This window comes from Salinicola rhizosphaerae, from assembly GCF_014652715.1.
GTDB lineage: Bacteria > Pseudomonadota > Gammaproteobacteria > Pseudomonadales > Halomonadaceae > Salinicola > Salinicola rhizosphaerae.
The window spans coordinates 152,983-175,149 of the sequence record NZ_BMZI01000007.1; the positions used below are offsets into that span (position 1 = coordinate 152,983).

Below are 22,167 nucleotides of genomic sequence, written 5' to 3' on the forward strand. Positions count from 1 at the left end.
TTCGACAGCTCAATTCGTCGTCAACGAATTGGCCTGCTGGTTCAGTAGGACGCGGCGCAGCACCTTGCCGACCGCGGATTTGGGTACCTCGTCGACGAACAGATAGCGCCGTGGTCGCTTGAATCGAGCCAGGCCAGCATCGGTGCAGTAATGGTCGAGTGCCTCTTCGTCGATCTCGCCACGTGCCTTGACGAAGGCAGCCACAACCTGACCCCACCGCTCATCGGGCAGGCCTGCAACCACGACTTCTTCGACAGCTGGATGCAGCGAGAGCACGTTTTCGATCTCGGCAGGGCTGACGTTCTCGCCGCCGGTAATGATCAGATCGTCAACTCGCCCCGTGACGAACAGATCCCCTTCCTCGTCGAGATAGCCCATGTCGCTGGTGAAGTACCAACCGTCGCGGAGCGCCTTGCGATCCGCATCGGGACGCTTCCAATAACCTTCGAATGCTTCATCGCCGGCGAGATCGGCGATGATCTCCCCCTCTTCGCCGGGTCCGACCGTCTCCTCCGGCGACTCGGCATCGACCTTGACCACGCGGATTCGCTGATTGAGCGAGGCACGGCCAGAAGATCCGGGTTTGTCACTCGCCCGCTGATCGATGGTGAAGGTGTAGATTTCGGAACAGCCGTAGTGATTGACGAAAAGACTCGGCGTGAACGCCTGCTCGACGCGTGCCATCAGGCCGGCACTCATCGCCGCGCCGGCAAAGCCGATCTTGTCGACGCTGGCGACTCGCGAGGGCGCGAACGTCGCATGCTCCAGCAGCATGTGGTAGAGCGTTGGCACCAGATAGAGATTGGTCACCGACTCGCGTTCGATCGCTGCCAGTGTCGCCTCGGGATCGAACTTGGGCACGCAGACGAATCGACCATCGATCAATGCCATCGACAGCAGCGACCGCACCCCCATGGTGTGGTAAAGCGGCATGACGCCCAGCGTTCGCTCATCGTGGCCGTATAGGTTCTGTGCCACGTGTGCCACCGCCGCGGCACGCTCGGCGCGATGACTGCGCGGTACGCCCTTGGGCTTGCCACTGGTGCCCGAGGTATAGAGCATCAGCGAGATGTCTTCCGGCGATGCACGGCAGATGACGTCACCGCGCGTATCGGGCGCTTGCCCCAGTAGCGACGTGAAGTCGATACCACCAGGATCCTTGCAATCCCCCACGCTGATGCGCGGAATCTCTTGCGCCTCCTGGCAGGCAAGCACTGCCTTGGCACCTGCCTCGTCGAAGGCGACACCACATGCCTCGGCATCGTGCAGGCAGTAACTCAGTTCCTGAGTCGTCGAGCGCCAGTTGACCGGCGTCACGATGATGCCGGCGAACTGACACGCCCAATGCAGCGTCGCCATCTGCCAGCGGTTCTGCATGACGACCACCAGATGATCGCCGTGGCCGAGCCCGAGTTCGCCGAGTCCGCGCGCCACGCTCTGAATGTCGTCCAACCACTCGGCATAGGTGCGTCGGAAGTCACCGTCGGTCACGGCAATGGCCTGCGGTCGGCGCTCGACGGTGGCAAGAAAACTACGTCCGAGATCGAACATCAGGTCGATTCCTCCAATGCGGCCTGCCGGGTGCCGGCAACATCGAGAACCGCCTGGACGATCCCCGTGTAGCCGGTACACCGACAGAGATGACCCGATAGCATGTCGCGCACCTGCCGCTCGGTCGGAGCGGGAACACGACGCAGAAATTCATCGCACGACATCAAAATGCCAGCCGTGCAAAAGCCACACTGCAGGGCATGGTGGCGTCGAAAAGCCAGTTGCAGCTCGCTCATCGTCTCGCCCTCGTCAAGCGATTCGACGGTATCCACTCGCTGCCCATCGGCTTGCACTGCCAGCATCAAGCAAGAGCGTACTGCGCGACCGTCCACCAAGACCGTGCAGGCGCCGCAGACGCCGTGCTCGCAGCCAACATGGGTGCCAGTGGCGCCAAGCTGATGGCGCAGAAAGTCGCAGAGTTGCATGCGCGGTTCAGCCTCGGCGCTACGCGACTGACCATTGAGCGTCAGCGTTGCGCGATGACGCTCATCATGTCGTAGATGCATCGGCGATCTCCTCTATCTCGTTCGGCGCAATCAGTCGGCGCCCCAGTTCCCGCACCAGATGACGGCGATACGCCGCGGTGGCGTGAGCGTCATCCTCGGCGCCGAGCGACCACGCCAGCTCGTTGAGCGATGCGTCAAGGTCGTCATCCGGCGCAAACTCCCGCACCACGGGCCGATCCGCGACTCCGCCGACCCCCAGCCGGATGCGCTGATCACTGATATCCGCCGCGAGCGCGACGATCGCAAAATCCCCGTGACGCATGGCAACTTCGGTAAATCGATAACGATGGCCCGAACGGGCCAGTGGGAATCGCACTTCGGTGATCAGCTCATCGCTGCGCCGCGCCGTGGTCAGTACGCCCTGGAAAAACGTCTCACCTGATACGTGGCGGGTTTTGCCTCGACGAGTCTCGAGCACCACCTCCCCGCCGAGCGTGGCGAGGCAGAGCGGCAATTCGGCACTGGGGTCGGCATGGGCAATGGAGCCGCAGACGGTGCCGCGATTGCGGGTCTGAACGTGGCCCACCCACGGCAGCACCTCGTGGACAAGTGGTACTGCGTCGGGCAGTTCGGCGTATTCGAGCAGCTCTGCCTGAGTCGTCGCGGCGCCCACCGCTAGATGATCCTCGCGCCTCTCGATGTAGCGCAGCTCGTCGACCGCACTGATGTCGATCAGCGTGGAGGGCTGGCTGAGGCGCATATTGAGCACGGCCATCAGCGACTGACCGCCGGCGATTACGCGGGCATCTTCACCGGCGTCGAGCAACTGTTGCACGGCCTCTCGGCGGCTCTGTGGGCGACGATAGGCAAAGGCGGCGGGTTTCATTGGTCACCTCCACGGTGGAAGCGTGCCGTCAGACGCTGCCACAACGAATGGCGAATGCGACCGCCACTGACCTGTTGAGAGAGCCGCGAGAAGATCTGACCGATAAGCAGCTTCGAGGCACTCGAGAGCATGCGCCCACCAACGGAGGCGATCTTGCCGCCGATGGCAAACTCGTAGTCGTAGTCGAGTCGCGTGTGACCGTTGCCGAGTTCGCTCAACCGGATCTTTGCCTCGCCACTTGCATCGCCCATACCACTCTTGCCGGCACCGGATAGACGTAGCGCGTGCGGCGGATCGAGGTCGGTCAGTTCGACACGGGCATCGAAACGCGCTCGGATCATGCCGACGCCCACGGTAACGTCGGCGTGGTAGGCGTTGTCGCCAGTCAGCTCGAGCGAGTGACATCCGGGGATCATCACCTGCAGAACCTCGGGATCGAGGATGCTGTCGTAAACGGCCTGCGGGGACGCGGGAATCTCCACGCTGTCACTGGCGGTGAGTTTCGAGCCGCCACCGCTGGCGGTCTCCACGTCAGCCTCGCCGACACCCTCGGGCCGCGCGGGTTCCTCGATGCCGATCAGTCCTCGCACTTTCGCCGGGGTCAACGGCAGCTCGATTGCGGCCGGATCGATGCGCTCGCCCAATGCGTCGGCAACCGCGTTGGCGATGCACACCGGTGTACTCATGTTGTTGCCCTCGCCAACGCCTTTGGCGCCAAGTGGCGTGAACGGCGATGGCGACTCCATGTGCAGAATGGTTGGATCAGGCACTTCCATCGCGGTGGGGATCAAATAATCGGCAAGCGTGCCGGAGACGAAGCTGCCGTCCTCGCCATAGGAAAACTCCTCATATAGCGCAGCGCCAACAGCCTGCGCGAAGGCACCGCGTACCTGCCCGTCTACCAACTGGGGATTCAGCATGCGCCCGGCATCATGGAGGGTGACGTAGCGGTCGATCTCGACGCGTCCGGTCAGCACATCGATTTCCACCCCGCAGTAGTCGAAGATGAAGCCGTAACAGAGGGAGCTGTTGATACGCTCGTCGTCATCCGGCGCGGTCAGCTCGTCTGGCGTCCAGAATGCCGTTTCGCGCAATCCGCCGGGCTCACCCTCCGGCAGGGTTCCCGGTGACCAGTGAGTGGCGCCAGCGATACGATGGAAAGCGGCAGAGTGGCGATCATCCAGGGTAAAGAGGCGCCCATCGGCGAACTGAACGTCATCGGCAGCAACTTGCCATTGATGCGCGGCGATGGCAGCCAGTCGCCCGCGCACCTTCAACGCTGCGCGGTGTACCGCCCCGGCCACCGCACCGGCAAAGCGGCTCGAGTAGTTGCCGGAGGCGATCGACCACGCGTCCTTGCCGGTGTCGAGCTCGACATCAACACGAATCCGCTCCAGCGCAACGCCCAATACGTCAGCGACGACCTGCGCGGCAACGGTGCGATGCCCCTGCCCCTGAGGCGTCGAGGAGACGTGGACACTGACACCGCCCAGTGGATCGACGCTAATGGTCGCGGTGCTGACGGCGCCGTTCTTGGGCCCACCCTTGCGCCGCTCTTCCGGCGTCAACGCCATCGTGATGTAACCCATATTGGAAACCGAGGGCTCCACCGCCACGGTGTAGCCAATGCCGTAGAGGCGCCCTGCAGCCCGTGCCGCGTCTCGACGCTCGAGCAGCGTCGCGAGCCCGCCCTCTTCGACGCCCATATCGATGGCACCCGGATAGTCGCCGGAATCCAGTAATGCTCCGGCGGCACAGCGATAGGGAAACGCCCCTGTCGGCACCAGGTTGCGTCGTATCACCGTAAGAGGGTCGATCTCCAGCTCAACGGCGATGCGCTGCATCAATCGCTCCAGTGCAAAGTACACCTGCGGACCGCCAAACCCACGGTTCAACCCCGTCGGCGTCTTGTTGGTCATGACGATGCGGTTACGCACCTCGAGGTGGCGAATGTCATAGGCACCGGTGAGATTGCCGTGCATGCGATAGGTGGTGGCGGGTTCCGGCGCGCGCAGATAGGCGCCGCAGTCGTCGAGTTGATCGAAGCGCAGCGCCGACACACGCCCTTCGTCATCGAAGGCTGCTTCGATCGTGGTCACGCGGTTGGTCGCCGATGACGCGCCCTGCAGGTGCTCCAGACGGTCCTCGACCCATTTGACCGGGGCGCCGACCTTGCGCGCGGCCAGCCCCATCATTACTACGTAGGGGAAGACACCTTGCTTGATACCGAAGCTGCCACCGGAGTCTGGCGGCGTTCTCAGACGCAGGCGATTGGCAGGAACGCCAAGTGCCCGCGCCATTACCGAGTGAATCGCGTAGGGGCCCTGGAAATTGGCCATGACGTCGTAGCCACCCTCGGCGGGATCATACTGCCCCAGCACCACGTAGCATTCGATGGGCGTACAGGCACTGCGCGGGTAGCGAACCTTGAGTGACAAACGGTGTGCGGCATCCTCGAAGGCGCCACGTGGCTCGCCATAAACGAAGTGGCGGTCGTTGACGACATTGCCACCGACCGCTTCGTGTAGTACCGGGCTTTCGGTTCCTGTCGCGATCTCAGGATCGATTACGGGTTCGAGCAGTTCGTAGTCCACCTTGACCGCGTCCAGCGCGTCCTCGGCCAGATATCGATCCTCAGCGATGACCACGGCGACGGGTTCCCCGACATGACGCACCTTGTCCACGGCGAGACACCAGTGAGCCATCGGTTGACGTACACCAACAGGGAACGGCGCTGCCCAGCGCTGCACATCCTCACCAGTCAAGACGCCGCGCACACCTGGCAACGCGAGTGCGGGCTCGACGTCGATCGTCTTGAGGCGAGCGTGAGCGTGGGGGGAGCGGACGATGGCGGCGTACAACGTACCCGGTGGAATGGCGATGTCGTCCGCATAGCGCCCGAGCCCGCGTAGCAAAGCCTCATCCTCGACCCGCGGCTGGCGCGTGCCGAGATGCGTGGTTTGAAGCGAGTCACGAAGCGGAGCTTCTGAATTCATTGCCGACTCCCATTGGGTGAAACCCGATGGAAGGGAGTCTATGGAGGGAGTGGTCTTCGACGCATTGCCACCCGGTCCAGCTTTTATCTCGGGAGTCTGCTGATTTGTCTCACAGTCTGATTTCTCGACCAAAGTCTAATGATGACAATCACTTATTGAGTCTTCGGCTTGCGGCTTTGGTCGTAGGACGGGGGCTTAGAACGAATGGCCGTGAGCGGGAGGCTTGGCGAGGAAGGCTGGCGCGATGCGGAAGTGATAATGGCTAGCCAATAAAACGCGCCGGAGATTGACCAGTCCCCGGCGCATTTCCGATAAAGAGCATCAAGGCACAACCGTCGGTAAGCTCAATCCCGAAAGTTGTTGTACTGCAGCGCCAGGTCCGGACCATCTTCGCCCTTGAGCAGCGCGATGGCCTGCTGAAGATCGTCACGCTTCTTGCCGGTAACGCGCACTTTGTCGCCCTGAATCGCGGCCTGGACCTTGAGCTTGGAATCCTTGAGCAGCTTGACGATCGCCTTGGCGTCCGGCTGCTCCAGGCCCTGCTTGAGCTTGACCTGCTGGCGCGCTTTGACGCCGGAGGTCTGGGCATCCTCGATCTCCATGCAGCGCGGGTCGATGCCGCGAGCGATCAGTTTGTTGCGCAGCACGTCGATCATCTGCTGGAGCTGAAATTCCGCATCCGCCTCGATCGAGACGACCTCCCCCTCCAGTGCGAAGCTGGCATCGACGCCGCGAAAATCGAAGCGTGTCTGAATTTCCCGATTGGCCTGATCGACCGCATTGGTCGCTTCGTGACGGTCGAATTCGGAAACGATGTCGAAAGATGGCATGGCTTGCAGTCCTTGATTGGTGGTGCCGTCGCGCGGCAACCGAGAGTCATGAAGGGGCGCTGGCGGTCTCCATCGCATCCAGCTGCTTGTCCATTCGCCAGGCCGCGCATCCGTCGGCATAGTAGTCATCCAGCCAGCGGTGAGCGATGAATCCCATCCGGCGGTAGAGTCCCATCGCGATACGATTGTCGGCCCGTACTTCCAGCGACAGACGCTCGCAGTCCCGCTCGCGCGCCGACTGTTCGAGCCGGCCCAGCAGCTCGCGCCCCAGCCCGCTGCCGCGAGCCTGCGGATCGACACAGAACGAGTAGAGGCGCGCGGTGCGGCTGTTGCGTCGAAAGAGTACCGTCCCGTAGCCGACGAGCCCGGCTTCCTCCGCGACCGCTACCAGGGTTACCGCGTTGGCCCGCGTCAGCAGGTGAGAGAGTTGACGACGGCTGAAGCGGTCGCCTTCGAAGCAGCGTCCTTCCAATCGGTAAAGCGCATCGACATCGGCAGACAGGCCGTGGCGCAGGGTGCGAAGCATGGGGAGTGACTCACTCGACGAACGATTTGACGACAGGCTGAGCGGCGGCTGATGACGCCAGCTGCCTGACCATGGTGAAATTATTTCACGCCGAAGGCGACTTGTCGCTGTCGCCCTCCCATCGCATGCTATGCCCGAAGTTTCATCGAGCCAAAGCGCCCATCCAGGAGTCTTCGATTCATGTCACGTCTGCGCATCGTGGTCGACCGTCTGGCCGACTGGCAGCCCTACTACCCGACCGACGATCTGATCACCGCGGAAGCCTTTCTCGCTCTCGAAGGCGCGGCCGCCGACGATGACGCCACTCATGTGATCAACCTCTGCGCCAATCTCGACTATCTCGAAACCGGCTATTACGTCTCGCTGCTGGCGCAGGCCCGCGATCAGCGGGTTCTGCCAAGCGTCGAGACCCTCAACCAGCTCTCGCGCAAGGCGCTCGTCGACATGCAGCTGGCGTCGATCGACCCGTTGCTCGTCGAACTCGACAAGCGCGGTGCGCTCGCGGGCGACACGCTGACGTTGCGCGTCCTGTTCGGCGAGTGCCGGGAACCCGAGCTTGCGCGCCTGGCTCGGCGACTGTTCGAGCGACTGCCCCACCCGTTGCTGGAAGCCCGCTTCGAGAAGCGCCAGGGTGTCTGGCGACTCTCGCGGATCAAACCGCTGGCGTTGACGGCACTGGCCAACGGCGAGGAAGATCACTTTGCCAGTGCGCTCAACCGGCACTCCACCAAGGTCTGGCGAACGCCGCGCGCCCGGCGCCGCTACCGCTTCGACCTAGCAATTCTGGTCGACCCGGAAGAGCAGCTGCCGCCCAGCAACAAGAGCGCGATCAAGCAGTTCATCCGCGCCGGTCGCCGGCTGGGCATCGACGTCAGTCTGATCACCCACCGAGACGCTGGACGTCTGGCGGAGTTCGACGCCCTCTTCATCCGCGAGACGACACGGCTGGACCACCACACCTATCGCATGGCGCGCAAGGCGGAGCACGAAGGCCTGGTCGTCATCGACGACACGCAGTCGATTCTGCGCTGTACCAACAAGATCTTCCTGCACGCGCTGCTCGGCACCCACAAGATTGCCGCGCCGCGCGGTCAGCTGCTGCATCGCAGCGACATGACCCGGCTCGACGACAAGCTGGCCAACCTGGAGTACCCCTTGGTGCTCAAGGTGCCGGACGGCGCCTTCTCGAAAGGCGTGGTCAAGATCCGCTCGCGCGAGGAGCTCGAGTCGCAGGCCCCACGGCTGTTCGAATCCTCCGCACTACTCTTGCTGCAGGAGTGGCTACCGACCGACTTCGACTGGCGAATTGGCGTTCTCGACGGCGAAGTGCTGTTCGCCAGCCGTTACTACATGGCGCGCGGTCACTGGCAGATCTACGACCACTCCAGCGGCAAGACACGAAGCGGCGGTTTCACGACCCACGATCCCTCGGAAGTGCCGACTGCCGTGGTCAAGACGGCCCTGCGCGCCACCCGGCTGATCGGCAATGGCCTCTACGGCGTCGACCTCAAGCAGATCGGTGATCGCGTCGTGGTGATCGAGGTCAATGACAACCCCAACCTGGATGTCGGGGTCGAGGATGTCGTGCTGAAAGAGGCGCTCTACGACAAGGTGATGCGGGTATTCCTCAAACGCATGGAGCAGCAGCTGACGCGCGAGTAGACCTCAGGCGGCGATATCGACCTCGACCTGATACCCCGCGAACTTACGCAGGTTGATGACGCCGCCATCGAGAATCAGATACTGCCCCTTGATTCCCAGCAGCGTCCCCTCGAGCTGCGCCTGCTTGTCGAGGTTGTAGGAGACGATTTTCTGCGGCCATTCGCGGACCGGATAGCGGATCGCCAGCGGGGTTGGCGCCGCAAGTTCACGAATCGCCTGTGCGCCATGCGTCTCGCGTAACGCATCGAGCTCCGGCGCTACGAGAGACAGCAGTCGGTCGCGTTCAGCCGGCAGGTCGAGCGGGTCGACTTCGCCCTTGAGCATGGCGCGCCAGTTGGTGCGATCGGAGACATGCGCCTTGAACAGCGTCTCGACCAATCCTGACTGCTGACGCGTCTCGACCTCGAGGATCGGTAGCGCCTGGATCGCGCCCTGATCGAGCCATCGCGTCGGCGTGTTGGTACCACGTGTGATCCCGACCTTCAGACCCGAAGCATTGGCCAGATACACGATATGCGGCCGGAAGCAGTGGCGCTCGCCCCATGACGGTTCCCGACAGGTTCCCTTGAAATAGTGGCAGGTCTCGGGTCGGACGATGCAGAGATCGCACTGCGCCAGCGACTTGAAACAGGGATAGCAGTAGCCCTGCCCGAAGCTCTTGCGCGTCTTGCGGCCACAGTGGACGCAGTGGATCGCACCGGTATGACGAAGGCGCAGACGCTGCCCCAGGCGCGCATTGAGGGCCACGGTTTCCTCGCCGGCGCGCAGGTGATAATCCGCTTCTCCCGAACTCGGCAAGTGAATCCGCATCTTTTGCAGCCCGCCAGCGACGCCGCGAGCGGCAAGGTTGCCGCCCGAGAGATCGGGGATCAGTTGATCCATTTGACCGCAGCTTCCTCCGCTGACGAACGCGTGCCGGATGAAGAGTGCGTGCCGGAGCTGCACTCGTTGCGCTCCAGATACCCTATCCGCTGCTCCGGCGGCAGATCGTGAAAACGTTCATACTTGATCACGGCCTCCAGGCAGAGCTCGGTCTGCTCGCCAGTCAGACGCCGCCCGTCCGGCCATTTACGCAGCTGGATCGCCTGCTTGAAACGCTCGTAGAGCTCGGGCGTCATCTGAGCCACCATGTCATCGAAGCTCGTTTCGCTCATGCCTTTTCTCCTGTTGCGTGACGGCTGGCCCACCAGCCGAGAATCAAGCCAACCAGCAGGCCACCGAGATGCGCTTCATTGGCGACATTACCGAAGCCGAACGCGCCGGCCAGGTCGGTCATGGTGAAGACCATCCAGATCAGCATGAAGACGACCAGCATCTGTGGCACGAAAAAGCCGCTGCCCGGCCGTCGTCGCGCCATCAGGAAGACATAGCCGAGCAGCGCATAATCGACCCCGGACATGCCGCCGAACAGCACCGTGCCGGTGAAGTACTGAACGAGATTGGAGGCCACCGCCGCGACCAGAGTGACTCCAGCGAGTCGCTTCCAACCCTGAATTGCCTCGATCTGACGACCGAAATACCACACCCACAGCATGTTGAAGATCAGGTGCATCCAGCCGAAATGCAGAAACGCCGGCGTGATCAGTCGCCAGATCTGCCCGCCCGCCAGGGTATCGGCTACCAGGTCGCCGGGTACGAGGCGCTGGCCGATAACCTCCACCGGCACGATCGTGAACGCCTTGATGATCGCGTTGCCGGCAAAGGTCATCGCCAGAAAGACAACGACGCAGGCCGCGATGAGGCCCGCGGCCAGAGGCGCCTGGCCGAACGCCTGCCGGGTGACGCCGGGCCGCCGGCGCCCCTCCGGTGCCGGCGCCTGCTCCAGCTCGCCGCGGTGCCAGAGCTCGATCAGCTTCGCGGCATCGTCTCGCTGGTCCGGATCGGCGATCCACAGAATCTGTTCTGATTCCTGACGGGTAAAGCGATGACCGATGTGATGTGCCCACAGCGCCTGGCGCAGCGGGCGCGTGTCGAGCTCATCGGGCAGCGCCAGCAGTTTGTACATAGCGAAATCCGAGCGATGGAAGAAACCTGCTGCGCATTTTACAGACACGCAAAAGAAAAATCCGGCGGGAGGGCCGCCGGATAAGAGCAAGGGATCATTCAAGGGAACACTGACTTTGAGAGCGCCTGCGCTCGGGAGTTCCGCGGCAGACTCAAAAAAATCCGATTTTTTTCAACACCTGTCGCCACAAAAACCAAAAACCCTTTCAAATCAGACGACAAAGGGCATAGATCGGGCAGGCTCATCACGCCTCCAAGCCCTGACGCTCGACGCTCACCCAGACGAACCGGTTGCCATCCAGCACCGATTCGCCGTCCCAGCGGTACGCGACCAGACGGCCATACTTGACCGCGCTGTAGTCGAGACAGGCAATGTTGGCGCGCGGCAGTGCCGGCACACCCTTGCACCAGTAGTGGCCGACGAAGAGCGGTGGCGAGGACTCCGGATAGTGGACCAGTCGTTCGCGTTCCGCGTCACTTAGCGCTCGCGATTCGAGGCCTAGCGGCAGGTTGTCGGGCTGAAACACCACGTCCCCATAGGTACGCGGCGCCCGGGCCCAGAAGTGCGTGCGGAAAGAGCGCCGCGTGTAGCCGTCACCGGAGCGTATCTCCACGCCTTCCGGCAGTGCCATCTGGGTGCCACGGGTGAGGCGGTCCAGCGCTCGATGCGCAAGACTCCCATGCCGGGTCGAATCGATCATGAAATCGCGATCGATGACGCCATCGGGATAGTCGTCACGCAGGGTCTCGATCAGCGCCTCGTCCCAGCAGGCGTGAACGACGCGCATCCCGTCGAGCTCGAGAAACAGCGGCATGCGCAGAAACCAGTCGAGGGTGCTCTCCCACTCCCGAGGGTAGTCGCGGAACTGCTCGAGCGTTCGGCCGATGATGCGGTTGTTGCGCGGCGTGTGCTCACGCAGCCACTCGCGATCGCTGCCGGCTGGCGCCCGGCTGCAGTACGCCAGCGCGTTCGCTTCGTGGTTACCCATGACGACATGAGCGGCCCCCGCCTCGACCATGCGACGTGCCACCGAGAGTGCCAGCCGGATGCTCGGCCCGCGATCGATCAGGTCGCCGAGAAAGATCACCTTGCGAGCCGGATGACGATAGACGCCGGCGTCTTCGCGGTAACCGAGCGTCTCGAGCAGTCGGATCAGCGTCTGGCCACAGCCGTGGACATCACCGATCAGGTCGTAACCCTCGAGACCACTTGCCAGGGCCATGTCAGTCCCCCAGCCTGCTGCTCCACCCCAGCTTGGAGCGACACGCCTCGAAGAAGCTGTGCCCCCGCGGGTGGATCAACGTCAGCCGCTGGGCCTTGCGTCGCACGTAAAGCACGTCGCCCGCCTTGCTGACGACGCGTGTCTGACCATCGCAGCTGACGTGCGGGTAAGTCCGGTTGATATCGCCGATATGCACGCGGATCTCGCTCGCGGCGTCGATCACGATCGGTCGGCTGGAGAGCGTGTGGGGAAACATCGGCACCAGAGTGATCGCCTCGAGCCCGGGATGCACGATCGGCCCGCCGCCGGAGAGCGCGTAGGCCGTCGATCCCGTCGGCGTTGCCATGATCAGGCCATCGGAGCGCTGGGAGTAGACGAAGCGGTCGTCGACGAACAGCTCGAACTCGATCATTCGCGCCGCCTTGCCTGGATGCACGACGACGTCGTTGAGACTGCTGCCGCTGCCGATCAGGCGGTCGCCGCGGTAGAGCTCGGCCTCGAGCAGAAAGCGCCGTTCGCTGTCGTACTGACCTTCCAGCACTTCGGCGACCTTCTGTTCGACCTCGTCCGGCGAGATATCCGTCAGAAAGCCGAGCCGCCCCCGGTTGATGCCGAGCACGGGCGTCGCGCTGTGACATAGCGCTCTCGCCGCCCCCAGCAGGCTTCCGTCACCACCGACCACGATGACCAGGTCGCAGAGTGTACCCAGCTCCCGACGCTTGGCCTCGCGGTGCTCGTGATCGACCAGCAGCGCGGCGGTGCGATCCTCGATCACGATCTCCAGCTCGCGGCGTTCGAGAAAGATCACCAAACGCTTGAGTGTCTCGACGACCTTGTCGCTGCCCAGGCGGCCGATCAGGCCGATGGTCTTGAAAGATTCCATGCAACTCGTCTCTGGCGGCGTGGCAGCCGCTCATTATGCGGCGGGCCTCGATGTCGGGCAAACCGACGCCACCCCGAAGGCGACCCGCTCCCGTTTGCGCCACGCTTGGCTGTGCGACAAAAAGACTCATTGAAGCGATGGTTTCGTTTCCACGCTAACAAAAATTGCTCTATCCTTATGCCACTTGGTGGATCGTGTCACCTGTCGACCTGAGCGTTCCAAGCGCTATCATTACGCCAGGCTTTACTCTCAGGACGGCAAATTTTCCTACCCTGGCAAGGAAGCCAAGTAAAACACTCCGAACCAAAGACCACTCTCAAGGGGACACTCGCGTCATGTCGCAACCTCGATCGTCACGATGGGGCATTTTGCTGCTGCTCCTGGCGGCAGTCGTCGGCTTCGTGCTGGCTCTCTACGCTTATTTCACGCCGCTAACCGGCGTCACCGGCACCCTCGGCGCCCTGGTCGTCATCGCCGCCAACGTCATTGTCGCCGTTCTCGCGTTGATTCTCCGCGCCTCCAAAGGCCGCGGCGCGCGCATTTTCTGGGGCATCGTCACGCTGCTTGGCCTGATCGGCACCGGCTTTGCCGCGCTGCTGCTGCACCAGTGGTGGATCACAGCGGCCATGGTCGTCGGCCTCGTCGGTCTGATCGCCAGCATCGGCTGCCCGGTCAGCCACGATAAACCCGCTAACGCCTGAGGAGCCCGACATGCCCCACTCACGATTCGCGGCGCGCGCGCTGGGCAGCCTTACTGCACTGGCGCTGCTGATCGCCCCCGCCACACTGCTCGCTCAGGATCAGCCCGCCGACACCCCCGCCGCGCAGGCCCAGAGCAACAACGCGGACGTCGACAACGGCACTCAGAAGAGCGCGTCGACGGATAGCGATCGCCAATCGATCCCACTAGTGCCGAACTCCACGGACTGGTCCAGCTTCCACGGTCAGCTGAACGCGCAGAAATATAGCCCGCTCAAGCAGATCACCGCCGATAACGTCAGCGATCTCGAAAAGGTCTGGGAATATCACACCGGCGATGTGTCCGACGGCTCGGGCGATATCCCCGCGACCGTCTGGTCGGCGACGCCTGTGGTCGCCAATGACACCATGTACGTCGCCACACCATTTGGCCACGTCATTGCGCTCGACCCGGGCACCGGCAAGCAGAAGTGGACCTTCGACACCAAGTCACCGCTCAAGGCGCTCACTCAGCCGGTTCTGAAAAATCGTGGCGTAGCCTACTGGCAGGCGGACGATCCCGTCTCGGGTCAGTCCTGCCAGAAAGTCATCTACGCGGGTACCGGCGACGGCAAGCTTTATGCGCTGGATGCCGACAGCGGCGAACGCTGCGCCGACTTTGCCGATAACGGCATGCTCGACGTCAACCAGTGGAACACGATCAATGACAAGTTCCCGCTGGCGCTGCTGCAGCCGCCGACCGTCGTCGGTGACCATCTGATCTTCGGCTGGGCCGGCAAGGATTGGGCTTACGCCGAAGCGCCTCCCGGCACCGTATTCTCGGTCAACGCGCGCACCGGCGAACGCGAGTGGACCTTCGAAGCGATTCCGGCCGATATCCGCAAAAAGACCGGTACTGCCAACGTCTGGACGCAGATGTCCGCCGACGCCGAGCATGGTCTGGTCTACCTGCCGGTGGCTTCGCCCTCGCCCAACTACTGGGGTGGCAATCGCAAGGAGTCGATTCCCTACGGTACCTCGACCACCGCGCTGGATGTCGATACCGGCAAGGTCGTGTGGTCACGCCAGTGGGTGCACCACGACGTCTGGGACTACGACATCAACTCCGCACCGACGCTGATGGACATCACTGTCGACGGCAAGCAGATCCCGGCGCTGATCCAGGCCACCAAGCAAGGTTTCCTGTTCGTCGTCAATCGATTGACCGGCAAGGATGTCTGGCCGATCGAGGAGCGCCCAGTGCCGCAGGGCGACGGCTCAGTCGAGGGCGAACAGCTCTCTCCGACGCAGCCGTTCCCGACCAAACCGGCACCGCTGCTCGATCAGTCGAAGAAGCCGAAGATCTGGGGCCTGGCGGATGCCGTAGGCGGCGGACAGTGCTCGCGTCTGTGGGACGACCTCTACTACGAGGGCATGTACACTCCGCCGACCACCAAGGGTGAAGGCACGCTGACTTACCCGGATAGCTCCGGTGGCGTGCAGTGGGGTGGCGTCGCTTTCGATCCGCAGAGCCAGACCGCGATCGTCAACACGTCGCATATCGTCCAGTACGTGAAGCTCTACAACCGCGAAGACTACAAGAAGGCCGATACCGGCTCGGGCAACGAGAGCGGGTTCTCGCCGCAGGAAGGCGCGCCCTACGGCATGCGTCTGAAAGTCGCGCGCAACTGGCTCGGCATGCCCTGCTGGGAACCGCCGTTCGGTGAGCTGGTCGCGATCGACATGCACACCGGTGACGTCAAGTGGCGCCGTCCGGTCGGTGCTGCCCAGCAGTACGGCTTCTTCATGCCGGAAAGCTGGGGTTCGCCGACGATCGGCGGGCCGGCCGTCACCGCCGGTGGCGTCGTCTTCATCGGTGCCTCGATGGATGCCAAGGTCCGCGCCTACTCGCTGAAGACCGGCGACGAGCTGTGGGAAGATCAGGCTGAAGCGCCAGCCGTCGCCAACCCCTCGGTCTACGAGTACAAGGGACGCGAATACGTCGCCTTCGTGGCTGGCGGCAACACGATCCTCAAGGATCAGGTCGGCGACCAGGTCGTCGTCTACGCGCTGCCGGAAAACGACGACTAAGTTCGACGTCGCAATCCGGTAGACCTAAACGGGGTGAGCTCAGGCTCACCCCGTTTTTTTGTGCGTACTCGCCGACGGCGGCGCATCGAGCGCTCGACAGGGAGAAAATGCTCCCCACCAGCGATCTCATAAACAGAACACACTTCGACTTTCATTCGGTCACGAGAACTTCCGATACTCGACGCACAACCTCCCCCAACAATAACGAGGTCGCGCGATGGCTCTCTCCCGTCTACTCAACTGGCGCCTGCATCTGCTGGTCGTGGTGATATCGCTTCTCGGCGAATGGATCGGCATTCTCAAGATCCCGCTGGGCCCTGGCACGCTACTGCTGCTGCCGCTGTTCTACGCTTTCATCCTCGCCGTGCTGCTCAACCCGCATCTTTTCTCCGGCACCAAGCGATTCCTGCCGGAGAGCGTGAGCCAGGCGGCCACGCCGTTGATACTGATCTCGATCATGCCGTTCATCGCGCGCTTCGGCTCGACCATCGGGCCGGCGATCGACCAGATCATCAGCGCCGGCCCCGCACTGGTTCTCCAGGAGCTGGGTAACCTCGGCACCATGCTGATCGCGCTGCCCGTCGCCGTGCTCGTCTTGAAGATGGGGCGCGAGGCCATCGGCGCGACCTATTCGATCGCCCGTGAGCCCAACATCGCGATCATTTCGGACAAGTACGGTCTCAAAGGGCCCGAGGGCATCGGCGTCATGGGGGTCTATGTCGTCGGCACGATGTTCGGCACCCTGTGGTTTGCGCTGATGGCGGGTTACCTCGCATCGATGGATCTGTTCGACCCGCGGGCCCTCGCCATGGCCTGCGGAGTCGGCAGCGGCAGTATGGTTGCGGCCTGTTCCGGCGCACTGGCCGGTGCGGTGCCGGAGATGGCCGATGATCTGCTCGCCTTCGCCGGCGCCAGCAATCTGTTGACCTATGCCACCGGGCTTTATGTATCGCTCTTCATCGCCCTGCCGGTCGCCGAATGGCTTTACCGTCGGCTTGGCGGCAAGCCGCGCGTGGCGACAAGCGTCGGCGCGATGGCCACCGGCGGCGACGCTGAAATGGTGCCGACCGAGGCGCGCCCGGAGCAGGATCTCGGCAAGACGGCCGTCGTGCTCGCCGTCGCCTGTCTGGTCGGCTGGGTCACCAACACGATCAACGGCGCGTCTCTGGGTGCCGCTCTGCCGGGCATGATCATTCTCTATGCGATGACGCTGATCGGCCTGGTGATCACTCGACTCGCGCCTTTCTATCTGCCCAGTGTCGCCTGGGTGTCGCTGGTCAGCATCGTCATGACGCTCCCCTTCTTCCCCGGCAGCGAATGGTTCGTGGCGCAGCTCTCGGCGGTCAACTTCCTCGCCATCGTCACTCCGGTTCTGGCCTACGCCGGCCTCGCGCTGAGCCGACGCGAGTTTTTCATGTTCCGTCAGACCGGCTGGAAGCTGATCATCGTCTCGCTGCTGGTATTTACCGGCACCTACGTCGGCTCCGCGATCGTGGCCCAGGTACTGCTGTAATCGGCCGCGCAGAGGCGGCGACTCGGTAGCCGCCTCGAGATACCCTCGCCACGCGGGCCATCCCGCGTGGACAGCACGACACTCCCATCACGGCATCTTTGGAGGTAACGTGACGACACCCTCTGTCTTCCCTGAACCACAGACTCTCATCGCGTGGCGCCGGGATTTTCACCGGCACCCGGAGATCGCTTTCGAGGAGCAGCGCACCAGCGAGCGAATCGTCGCCGTTCTGCGCGAGCACGGTATCGAGCCGGTGACCGGCCTGGGCGGCGGGACCGGGGTCATTGCGACGATCGAGGGCAATCGCGGGCCCGGCCCGAGCATCGGTCTGCGTGCCGATATCGACGCGCTGCCGATCGATGAGCTGAATGAGGTCGAATACCGCTCGACGATCCCCGGACGCATGCACGCCTGCGGTCACGATGGCCATACGACCATGCTGCTTGGCGCCGCTTGTGCGCTGGCGCGAGAACCGGACTTTGCCGGCACCGTGCACTGCATCTTTCAGCCGGCGGAAGAGAGCGAGGGCGGCGGTCGCGTCATGGTCGAAGAGGGCCTGTTCGAGCGCTTGCCGATGGATGCCATCTACGGGTTGCACAACTGGCCTGGGCTCGCGGTGGGCGAAGCGGCCGTTCACGACGGCCCCGTCATGGCGGCTTTCGATGTCTTCACCCTGCGTCTGACCGGCCGCGGCAGTCACGCGGCCATGCCACATCTGGGCACGGACGTGATACTCGCGGCCTGTCAGCTCGCCAACCAGCTGCAGGGCCTGATCAGCCGGGAAACACCGCCACATCAGTCGGCGGTGCTCAGCATCACCCAGTTCCACGCCGGTGACGCCTACAACGTGATTCCGGAAACCGTCGAGCTGCGCGGCACGGTGCGCTGCTTCGACGCCGAGCTCAAGACCAAGCTCGAGCAGCGCTTCCGCGACGCCATTTCGGCTTCCGCAACGTTTCACGGCCTGAAAGCCGAGTTCGACTACCAGGCGCGCTACCCGGCCACGATCAACGATGCGGATCACGCCGCACGCTGCGCCGAGGTCCTCGAGCGCCTGCCGGGGATCACCAGGGTGCACCGTGATCTGGCCCCCAGCATGGGGTCGGAAGACTTCGCCTTCATGCTCAACGAACGGCCCGGCGCCTACATCTGGCTCGGCAACGGCGATAGCGCCGCCCTGCACAACCCCGCCTACGACTTCAACGACGCCATCGCCCCGCTCGGCGTCGCCTACTGGCAGGCGCTGGCCCGACAACTGCTCAGTCCGTGAAATTTTCAACGTTTGTCGTCGGCGAGAGACTCGAGGTAACGCACCGTCACCGCCAACGACAAGGTTTCCTAGCCAACAACAACCTGGAGACATGCATGAAAATCACCGTCATCGGCCTCGGCCAGATGGGCGGCAACATGGCGCTGACATTGCACAGCGCCGGATTCGACGTGACCGGCACGGACGTCTTCGAATCCGCCCGCCAGCGCCTTGCCGACCAGGGCCTCGACGTCGCCTCCCCTGATGCCCTGCCCGCCAGCGATATCTATCTGCTCTCGCTGCCGACTTCGGCCCATGTCCGTGAGGTGATCGAGACCCGCCCGGGATTGCTGAAGACCGCGGCAGCCGGCAGCGTCATCATCGATACCTCGACCAGCGACCCCGTCGATAGTCGCGAACTCTCCGCCAAGGTGATCGCCGCCGGCCTCGAGTGGCTCGACGCACCGGTCAGCGGTGGCCCGAAAGGCGCAGCCAGCGGCAAGCTCGGCATGCTGCTGGGCGGCGAGACCGCGACCATCGAACGCGTCTCGCCGCTGCTCGAAGCGATGTCCGCCAAGCGCACGCACGTTGGTGGGCCCGGCAGCGGCCACGTGGTCAAGCTTGCCAACAACTACCTCTGCGCAGCCAATCTGGTCGCGACGGCCGAAGCGGTAGCCCTCGCCGCCAAGGCAGGTGTCGATCCGGCGGCGTGCCTGGCCGGGCTCAACAGCGGCTCCGGGCGCAGCGCCGTCAGCGAGATCAACTTCCCCGAATGGATTGTGAGTGGGCGATTCGACTCCGGCTTCACGACGGGGTTGATGCGCAAGGATCTGCGTCTGGCGCGTGATGCGGCGGCCAATCTCGACCTGGATCTGGCGCTGCTCACCGAGACCGTCGAACGCTGGCACGCCGATTCCGACCAGCCAGCGGACACGGACGACTTTAATCACATCGCCTCCCCGATTCTTGCGCTGGGCAGTGTTCCGACCCACTCGAATACCATGGAGGACGCTTCATGACGTCACGTGACACGACTGACCTCGACGCACGTGCCAAGGCGCGACTCGCTCAGCTATTGAGTGAATTCGGACTATCGACCGACACGGAATCGCTACACTCCAACTGGGTCGGCGGCGAGCTGCTTCCCGGCGACGGGGATGTGATCGAGCTGATCAATCCAGCGACCGGCCGTATGCTCACCTCGTATCGAGACGCGGGCATCGCCCTGCTGGACCGAGCGGTTGGCGCCGCGACCACGGCACAGATGGCCTGGATGGCGCTCACCGCCAGCGAGCGCGGTCGGCGCATGAACGCCGCGGTGCGCATGCTCGAGGGGCACGAGGAGTCTCTGGCCCAGCTCGAGAGTGTCGTCGCCGGTAAGCCGATCCGCGACTGCCGCGGCGAAGTCGGCAAGGTTCGCGAGATGTTCGAATACTATGCCGGCTGGTGCGACAAGCAGCATGGCGAGGTTATCCCGGTCCCGACGTCCCATCTCAATTACGTACGACAGGTTCCGTACGGTGTCGTCGGTCAGATCACGCCGTGGAATGCCCCGATGTTCACCTGTGCCTGGCAGATCGCCCCGGCGATTGCCGCTGGCAACGGTGTCGTGCTGAAGCCTTCCGAGTTGACGCCGTTCTCCTCCGTCGTCGTCGCACGGCTGCTGGAGCGTGGCGGCCTGCCTGCGGGTCTGATCAACATCGTCAACGGGCTGGGGGGAACGACCGGCCAGGCACTGACCGGCCACGACGGCATCAGCAAGCTGGTCTTCGTCGGCTCCCCGGAGAGCGGCCGAATCATCGCCGAAGCCGGCGCCAGGCGGCTGGTGCCGAGCGTGCTGGAGCTGGGTGGAAAATCGGCCAACATCGTCTTCGATGACGCCAACCTCGACGATGCCGTGGCTGGCGCCCAGGCAGCGATCTTCGCGGCCGCCGGGCAGAGCTGTGTCGCGGGCTCGCGACTGCTGATCCAGCGCGACATCTTCGAGACCGTCGTCGAGCGGCTCGGTCGCGCCGCCAGCGAGATCGCGGTCGGCCTGCCGGACGAGGAAGCCACGCGCATGGGGCCGCTGCAGAACGCGCGCCAGTTCGAGCGCGTCACGGCCATGATCGAGCGCGCGACTGACGCCGGCGCGCGAGTCGTGACAGGCGGCCAACGCCCGGTCGAGCTGCCCGATGGCGCAGATGGCTACTACCTGTCACCGACGGTCATCGCGGACGTGGACGCCAGCATGGAGATCGCCTGCGAAGAAGTTTTCGGGCCGGTCGTAGTGGCCATGCCGTTCGACGACGAGGGCGACGCCGTTCGGCTGGCCAATGGCACCCGTTTCGGCCTCGCCGGCGCGGTCTGGACTCAGAATCCGGCGCGTGCGCACCGCGTGGCCAGCCAGTTACGCGCGGGGACGGTTTGGATCAACAGCTACAAGGCGATCAACGTGATGTCGCCCTTCGGCGGTTTCCGCGACAGCGGCTTCGGCCGTTCCAGTGGCCTCGATGGCCTGCGCGAGTACACCGTGGCGCAGAGCGTCTGGGTCGAAACGGGACTCGAGGCGAGCGTGGCCATGGGCTATGGCAACGGACAGGACCAGGACAGCGGCAAGCCCTGAGACTGCCCGCCCCAAGGATGACGACGAGGGCGCCCGCCCTCGTTGCTGGCCGAACTGGCGTCCTGTCGTATACTCTCGACGTCCACCGACGACGCCACTTTCGCGAGGCATCGCTCATGAGCTTCGGCATCGACCATCCGCTACTGGCGGTCAACGATCTCGATCACGCCGCTCAGGTCGCCGAGCGGCTGGGTTTCACCCTCGCGCCCCGTCATCGCCATCCCTGGGGCACCGACAATCGTCTGGCGTTCTTCAGCAACAATTTCCTCGAACTGATCGGTATCGGTCGTCCCGAGTGCCTCGACTATCGCGACGAGAACGGCTTTCAGTTCGGTCGACTGATCGAGGCCAGATTGAAGAGCGTCGGTGATGGCATCGCCATGGTGGCGCTGGATAGCGGCAGCATTCAGCGAGACCATGCCCTGGTCGCCGCTCGCGGGTTCGACGACGCGCGCCCGATCGTCTTTCGTCGTATGGCCCATGTACCCGGTCGTCGCGATGAAGAGGTCAGCGTGGCGCTGGATATTCTCCACGACGCGGAGCGCCCCTTTCTCACGCAGTTTCTGTGCCAGCAGCTGCGCCCGGAACTGTTCCGTATCGATCCGACTCAGGAAGCCCACGCCAACACGGCAACCTCGATCTCCGATGTCTGGTATCTGAGCGACGACCCCGCCTACGACATCGCTCACTTCCGCCGCATCCATGGCGAAGCGGCCATTCGCGGGAGCCAAGGCCAGTGGACGATTCACACGCACAAGGGCGACTGCCACCTGCTCGACCGAGAAGCCACGATGGCCTGCTTCCCTATCCTCGGCGACATCGAGGCAGAGCCGCCGAGAGCGGTCGCGCTGACGCTGACCTGTCGCGACCTGGACGCGGCCATCGCTCGATGGAGCGATGCCGGGATCGACTATCATCGCCACAGCGAGACCGCGGCGGATATCGCTCCGGGATGGCTCGGGACGCTGCTACGGTTCGAGCAGCGCTGAGACCAGCCTAGGTCCGGCTGCCCTGGCACACCTGC

Annotated in this window: 19 protein-coding genes; 8 read left to right on the top strand and 11 right to left on the bottom strand. The window is 63.7% G+C overall.

What is annotated here, in order from left to right; genetic code table 11:
* Positions 1–9: 9 nt before the first annotated feature.
* From IE125_RS15795 to IE125_RS15820, 6 genes are all read right to left on the bottom strand, one after another.
* Complete coding sequence (locus tag IE125_RS15795) at positions 10–1,551, bottom strand: AMP-binding protein (RefSeq protein ID WP_189445639.1); 1,542 nt, start codon at positions 1,549–1,551, stop codon at positions 10–12.
* Positions 1,551–2,057, bottom strand: coding sequence for a (2Fe-2S)-binding protein (locus IE125_RS15800; RefSeq protein ID WP_189445640.1), 507 nt, complete (start codon positions 2,055–2,057; stop codon positions 1,551–1,553). Before IE125_RS15800 ends, IE125_RS15795 begins: the two co-directional genes overlap by 1 nt.
* Positions 2,041–2,883 (bottom strand): FAD binding domain-containing protein, encoded by an 843-nt coding sequence (locus IE125_RS15805; protein ID WP_189445641.1) that lies wholly within the window; start codon positions 2,881–2,883, stop codon positions 2,041–2,043. The genes IE125_RS15800 and IE125_RS15805 overlap by 17 nt, the downstream gene beginning before the upstream one ends.
* On the bottom strand, positions 2,880–5,879 hold the full coding sequence (locus IE125_RS15810) for a xanthine dehydrogenase family protein molybdopterin-binding subunit (RefSeq protein ID WP_189445642.1): 3,000 nt from the start codon (positions 5,877–5,879) through the stop codon (positions 2,880–2,882). The genes IE125_RS15805 and IE125_RS15810 overlap by 4 nt, the downstream gene beginning before the upstream one ends.
* 344 nt (positions 5,880–6,223) lie before the next feature.
* Positions 6,224–6,709 (bottom strand): YajQ family cyclic di-GMP-binding protein, encoded by a 486-nt coding sequence (locus tag IE125_RS15815; protein WP_189445643.1) that lies wholly within the window; start codon positions 6,707–6,709, stop codon positions 6,224–6,226.
* A 46-nt stretch (positions 6,710–6,755) separates the two neighbouring features.
* Positions 6,756–7,235 (bottom strand): GNAT family N-acetyltransferase, encoded by a 480-nt coding sequence (locus tag IE125_RS15820; protein ID WP_189445644.1) that lies wholly within the window; start codon positions 7,233–7,235, stop codon positions 6,756–6,758.
* A 180-nt stretch (positions 7,236–7,415) separates the two neighbouring features.
* Here IE125_RS15820 and IE125_RS15825 point away from each other — a divergent pair, with 180 nt between their 5' ends.
* Entirely contained in the window at positions 7,416–8,897 is a 1,482-nt protein-coding gene (locus IE125_RS15825; protein ID WP_189445645.1) for a RimK family ATP-grasp domain-containing protein, read from the top strand.
* A gap of 3 nt (positions 8,898–8,900) precedes the next feature.
* Here IE125_RS15825 and IE125_RS15830 read toward each other — a convergent pair whose 3' ends face one another.
* From IE125_RS15830 to IE125_RS15850, 5 genes are all read right to left on the bottom strand, one after another.
* A complete protein-coding gene (locus IE125_RS15830) occupies positions 8,901–9,779 on the bottom strand; it encodes a DUF2797 domain-containing protein (protein ID WP_189445646.1) in 879 nt (292 codons plus the stop codon).
* The gene (locus IE125_RS15835) at positions 9,767–10,051 is read right to left on the bottom strand and encodes a YeaC family protein (protein WP_189445647.1); all 285 of its coding nucleotides are present in this window, start codon (positions 10,049–10,051) and stop codon (positions 9,767–9,769) included. The genes IE125_RS15830 and IE125_RS15835 overlap by 13 nt, the downstream gene beginning before the upstream one ends.
* Positions 10,048–10,902: a rhomboid family intramembrane serine protease gene (locus IE125_RS15840; protein WP_189445648.1), complete on the bottom strand. Its 855-nt coding sequence runs from the start codon at positions 10,900–10,902 to the stop codon at positions 10,048–10,050. The genes IE125_RS15835 and IE125_RS15840 overlap by 4 nt, the downstream gene beginning before the upstream one ends.
* Positions 10,903–11,146: 244 nt before the next feature.
* Positions 11,147–12,124, bottom strand: a complete 978-nt coding sequence (locus tag IE125_RS15845; protein ID WP_189445649.1) for a metallophosphoesterase — start codon at positions 12,122–12,124, stop codon at positions 11,147–11,149.
* A gap of 1 nt (position 12,125) precedes the next feature.
* The gene (locus IE125_RS15850; RefSeq protein WP_189445650.1) at positions 12,126–13,007 is read right to left on the bottom strand and encodes an NAD(+) kinase; all 882 of its coding nucleotides are present in this window, start codon (positions 13,005–13,007) and stop codon (positions 12,126–12,128) included.
* 335 nt (positions 13,008–13,342) lie between these two features.
* Between IE125_RS15850 and IE125_RS15855 the strand changes: the two genes are divergently transcribed.
* The 7 genes from IE125_RS15855 (at position 13,343) to IE125_RS15885 (ending at position 22,132) form a co-directional block, all read left to right on the top strand.
* Positions 13,343–13,708, top strand: a complete 366-nt coding sequence (locus IE125_RS15855; RefSeq protein WP_189445651.1) for a hypothetical protein — start codon at positions 13,343–13,345, stop codon at positions 13,706–13,708.
* A gap of 10 nt (positions 13,709–13,718) precedes the next feature.
* The gene (locus tag IE125_RS15860; RefSeq protein ID WP_189445652.1) at positions 13,719–15,776 is read left to right on the top strand and encodes a pyrroloquinoline quinone-dependent dehydrogenase; all 2,058 of its coding nucleotides are present in this window, start codon (positions 13,719–13,721) and stop codon (positions 15,774–15,776) included.
* A gap of 217 nt (positions 15,777–15,993) precedes the next feature.
* Positions 15,994–17,289, top strand: a complete 1,296-nt coding sequence (locus tag IE125_RS15865) for a DUF3100 domain-containing protein (RefSeq protein WP_189445653.1) — start codon at positions 15,994–15,996, stop codon at positions 17,287–17,289.
* A 109-nt stretch (positions 17,290–17,398) separates the two neighbouring features.
* Positions 17,399–18,559, top strand: a complete 1,161-nt coding sequence (locus tag IE125_RS15870; RefSeq protein WP_189445654.1) for a M20 aminoacylase family protein — start codon at positions 17,399–17,401, stop codon at positions 18,557–18,559.
* Between the two features lie 95 nt (positions 18,560–18,654).
* Positions 18,655–19,557 carry an NAD(P)-dependent oxidoreductase gene (locus tag IE125_RS15875; protein ID WP_189445655.1) on the top strand — a complete coding sequence of 301 codons (903 nt, stop codon included), beginning with the start codon at positions 18,655–18,657 and terminating at the stop codon, positions 19,555–19,557.
* On the top strand, positions 19,554–21,143 hold the full coding sequence (locus IE125_RS15880) for an aldehyde dehydrogenase family protein (protein WP_189445656.1): 1,590 nt from the start codon (positions 19,554–19,556) through the stop codon (positions 21,141–21,143). Before IE125_RS15875 ends, IE125_RS15880 begins: the two co-directional genes overlap by 4 nt.
* A gap of 116 nt (positions 21,144–21,259) precedes the next feature.
* A complete protein-coding gene (locus IE125_RS15885; protein WP_189445657.1) occupies positions 21,260–22,132 on the top strand; it encodes a VOC family protein in 873 nt (290 codons plus the stop codon).
* Positions 22,133–22,167: the final 35 nt, after the last annotated feature.